We start from the raw sequence: 4,188 nt of genomic DNA, 5'->3' as shown, positions 1-4,188 counted from the left end.
GCGGGGTAGTTGGTGCGGGAAACCCAGTTTTGCGCGCCGATGCCGCCACGGATGAAGCCTTCGAGAAAGGTGCGGTCATACATGCCGATATGCGCAGCTCCCTCCGCCGGGCGTGTGGTCATGAAGATGGCGTCGGAGGTGTCTTTGAAGTAGCCCGGATTCACATGGATGGCGGCGGCCTGCTCGTCTGTGAGCACACGACGGCCTGGCATGAAGCGCGCGGCGATGGCCACATAGAGGTGTGGTGCGCGGAAGTAGGGGTGCGTTTGATTGGTGTACAAATGCTCGACCGGGGCCTGCACTGAGAGATTGCGGTACTCCATGAGCACGGGGGCGGACCAGGTGCGGAAGTCTTTGCTTTCGCTACGGACGATGCGCCGGATGCCTCCCTCAAAGACGCGGTAGTAGGCCACGTATTTGTCTTCTGCAGCGGACCAGAAGGGCACGTTTTGTGAATCGAACATGTATTTGTACGGCACCATGGCCTTGGTGATCACAGGCTCGGGGCTGATCTTTTCCCAGCGGAGGCCGTCGGGAGATTTCCAGGCGGTGAGTCCGCCGCCTTCCATCGTGCCGCCGAAGGCTTTGAAGCGCTCGTCCTTGGGCACGCCGGGGCGCGCATCGCGGAAGGGGCTGAAGTTGTGAGTGGCGGTGTGCGCTTTCATGAGCACGATGTTGTTTTTGCGGGTGCCCATCACTTCATAGATGCCGAGCTCGGGCTTGGTCCATTGGCGGCCGTCGGTGGATTCTGCGACGCAGGTCACCTCTTCCTCGCTGCCGTCTTTGTTGGCCACAGCTTTGCCACGGTAGTAGGCGCGCAGGCGGCCGTCTGCGAGTGTGACGAGGGTGGCGTAGCCGCTGAAGAGGCCCTCCCATGGCTGGTCAAACTTGAAGGCCACGCCTTCATCGCGCGGGGTCTGCTGTTGCAGATGTGTGCCGCTGAAGCTCTCGATCAGAAAGGAATCGGCAAAGATTTCGCGGCGGCTGCCGATTTGGATGGGTGCCTCGGCTGCGGCGAGGGTGCTGGCGAGCAGCAGGAGAGAAGTGAAGAGTGAGTATGTGGGCTTCATGGTTGGTAACGGTTCAGGATTCGGAGGAATCAGGTGCGGCAGATTATGGGAGCTTTGTTTCGCCCCTCACCCGGCCTCTCCCCGAAGGATACCCAGAGCTAGGATGTCCAGGACGGGGAGAGGAGATTTGCGCTGGATGGCTTTGAGACTAGTTGCCATGGTTGATCGGTTTGAGGTGTTGCAGCAGGAGATCCTGCATGGTGGTGACGGGCTTTCCATCCTGCGGATAGTGGACTGCGCAGGGCACGCCGAGAGGCTGCAGTGCTTCTTGCAACATGAGGGCATGCAGAACGCTGTGGCTGGGATCGGTCTGCGGCTGGCCTTTGACGGGGGGCTTGTCGTCCTTGGTGTAGATGATGAAGGCGGGTGGATCGTCGGCAGTGGCGTGGGCGATGGGTGACCAGAGGGGGATGTCTGCGAGGTGCTGCGCGCGGTTTGCGAGGAAGAGCGGGAAGGTTTCTTTTCGCGACTTATTGAGCGGGTAGCCGAAGGCGTGGGCGCCGTATTCGCTGTTGGGGATCCATTCGATGAGCTGCTGCGGATCGAACGAAGCCTGCGGGGCTTTGGTGGCGGTGAAGAGGAGGCGGGTGGATTCGCGGGCGATGGGATCGGTGCTTTGCGGGTCGGCCATGTCAGCGTGCATGGCGAGCCAGAGGGAGGAGCAGCCACCGGCACTGACGCCGCTGGCGGCGATGCGTGTTTTATCGAGATGCCAGTCGGTGGCTTTCGAGCGGAGGAATTGCAAAGCGCGTGCGGCATCTTGCAGGGGCCATTGCAGAGGTGGCGTGACCTTGGCGGCATTGGCATCCATGAGGAAGCGGTAGTTGATGGAGGCGACGGAGATGCCGGCAGCGAGGAATGCGGGGACATCGAGATGCTGATGGATGTCGGTCTTGTCCTGCGCGGCCCAGCCGCCGCCGTGGATGTAAAACACGACGGGCGTGGGCTTCGCGGATTTTGCCAGCCACACGTCCATCGTCTGGCGGAAGTGGTTGCCGTAGGCCACGTCGGTGAAGGTTGCGGGAGTGGCGTCGAGCTTTGCTGTGGCGTATTTTTTCTGCACTTCCGCAGGCGGCATCCAGCCGGTGGGGCGCTGTTCATTGGGCGAATAGGCGCAGGTGATGAAGTAGAGGCCGTGGGCGGGGAGTTTTTGCGGAGGCACGTTGACTTGCACCTGCGTGAAGCCGTCGGCGAACCAGCTTTCGTAGCCGTCGGTGGCATCGGTCTTTAACACGGCACCATTGAGGTGCACTTCGAGTTGTTTGGGCACGGGATAGGGCAGACGCAGGCGGAAGCCGATGCCGTGGGTGAATTTGGCGTCGGTCTTGGCGGCGAGGAGCTGCTCTGGTGTTTGCTCCATGGCGACTTTGAGCTCGGGGCCGGCTTTGATGAAGCTCTCGACTTCGGTGGCGGAGTCGCCGAGGAGGGAGCGGAAGTCGTTGCTGGCGACGGCGTGCTTGGCTGCTGCGGTGGTGGCTACTACGAGGGTCTCGCGGCCTACGGTTTGCGGATAGAGAAAGCCGAGGGCGAATTCGCTCTGCTGATTCCACAGCTCCACGCGACTGGTGCGGCGTGCGGAGGCTGTGGCGCCATACGCGGTGACGTAATGGCCGACGAAGTGGCGCATGCGGTTCACGGGATAGCCGGGTGTTTTTTCATCCAGCCACGCGCAATTGCCGATGCGCATGAGGCCCTGCATGCGGGCGACGAGGCTCTGCTCCCAGGCGACTTCCTGCGTGAGCAGCATGGTGTGGTATTTGGCGTAACCGTAGTGCGCGGAGTAAAACATGGGCATGCCGTGCCAGAGCTTGCGCCCCAGGGGTGCGAGCTCCGGGCCCCAGAAGGTGCGCTGGGCATCTGCCTCGAAGCGATCGGAGGGGAAGCCCGCTGCGCGTCCGGCATCAATCATGGCCTCGGTGACGCGCCAGTCCCAAGGGCGCAGGGCGTAGTTTGAATACGCACCGCCGGTGACCTCCGTCATGATCTGGCCGTGATACATGCGGCGTGTGCCGAGCTGGGCGGGGGCGTATTCCTGGAGGCCTGTGCCATGGAGGTCGGCGTGAACTTCGGGCTGGTAGTCGTCGATCACGAAAAGCACGGCGGTGAGTTCGGGGGCATCCTCGGGCTTGGTGAGGGTGAGCGTCTTTACATCCCAGAGTTTGCCGATGCGGCCGCTGCCGGTGTAGGGATCGACGCCGTGCTCATTGCGGAAGCGATCGGTGTAAAACATGGCCAGCGGATTCACGCAGGGCATCACGAGGATGATCTGCTTGCGCCGCGTTTCCACGGCCAGGGGATCATCGCTGAGGCACCATTCCGCGAAGGCGAGTGCGCCCGTGGTGCCGGTGCGCTCCGGGCCGCTGTGCAGGGTGGTGATAAGGCAGATTTGCTTGTCTGCGGCGGGCACCGTGGAGTCGGTGATTTTTAGCAGATACACGGGCATGTTCTGGCCGCTCATGCCGCGTGATTCGAGCGACATGGTCTTGGGGAATGTTTGCCGCCAGTGCGTTAGTGTGCCGACATACTCCTCCCAGGTGAGGCGGTGCATGGGCGGGTAAGCCTCCTGCGCGCTGAGAGGTGTCAGCAGTGCGAGCAGCGTGAAGATGAACAGGGCCGTCCTCATGGTTTGAAATCTTTCGGCACGAGCTTCATCAGTTCATGGAGATCAGCGCCCAATGCGCCGCTGCCTTCAGGAAAGGATTTGCCGTTGATGAGGCAGTTTTCCCAGGTGGCTGCGCCGGCGACTTTGACGTCCATGTTTTCAAAGGTGCAGTGCTTTGCCTCCAGCACGGCACGCAGGGCGACGTTGCCGATGCGGGGCTCTGCAAGACGGCGGATGAAGACGTTCTTCATCTGCATCCGGCAGTCGCCGGTTGTGCGGCCTGTGATGGAGAGCGGGTTCTGCGCCATGGAGATCACAAGAGCGTTTGTGAGGGAGTAGCGGCCTTCGTCGAGGAAGTAGAGATCGAAGCCGATGTTTTTTGCGAGGAAGACGTTTTTATAGCTGGTCTGCGCGGTGCCGGTGTCGGTGATGCCGGTGCTGTTGCCGATGCTGACAAAGCCATCGACGCGATACTGCGCGGATTCATGCGCGCTGATGCCATCGTCTCCGCACTCG

General features: G+C 61.7%; 3 protein-coding genes. All 3 read right to left on the bottom strand.

The window, feature by feature from the left end; translation table 11 throughout:
* Window positions 1-1,070, bottom strand: a 1,070-nt coding sequence (locus tag ACIREA_RS27770; RefSeq protein WP_397385574.1) for a hypothetical protein, incomplete at its 3' end; no start/stop codon positions are given.
* Between the two features lie 148 nt (window positions 1,071-1,218).
* Window positions 1,219-3,693 carry an alpha/beta hydrolase fold domain-containing protein gene (locus tag ACIREA_RS27765; RefSeq protein WP_397385573.1) on the bottom strand — a complete coding sequence of 825 codons (2,475 nt, stop codon included), beginning with the start codon at window positions 3,691-3,693 and terminating at the stop codon, window positions 1,219-1,221.
* On the bottom strand, window positions 3,690-4,188 hold a 499-nt coding region (locus ACIREA_RS27760; RefSeq protein ID WP_397385572.1), incomplete at its 5' end, for a hypothetical protein. The genes ACIREA_RS27760 and ACIREA_RS27765, both read right to left, overlap by 4 nt.

The organism is Prosthecobacter sp., from assembly GCF_044373815.1.
In the GTDB taxonomy this organism is placed as follows: Bacteria; Verrucomicrobiota; Verrucomicrobiia; order Verrucomicrobiales; family Verrucomicrobiaceae; genus Prosthecobacter.
This window is presented reverse-complemented; position numbering and strand designations above follow the sequence as displayed.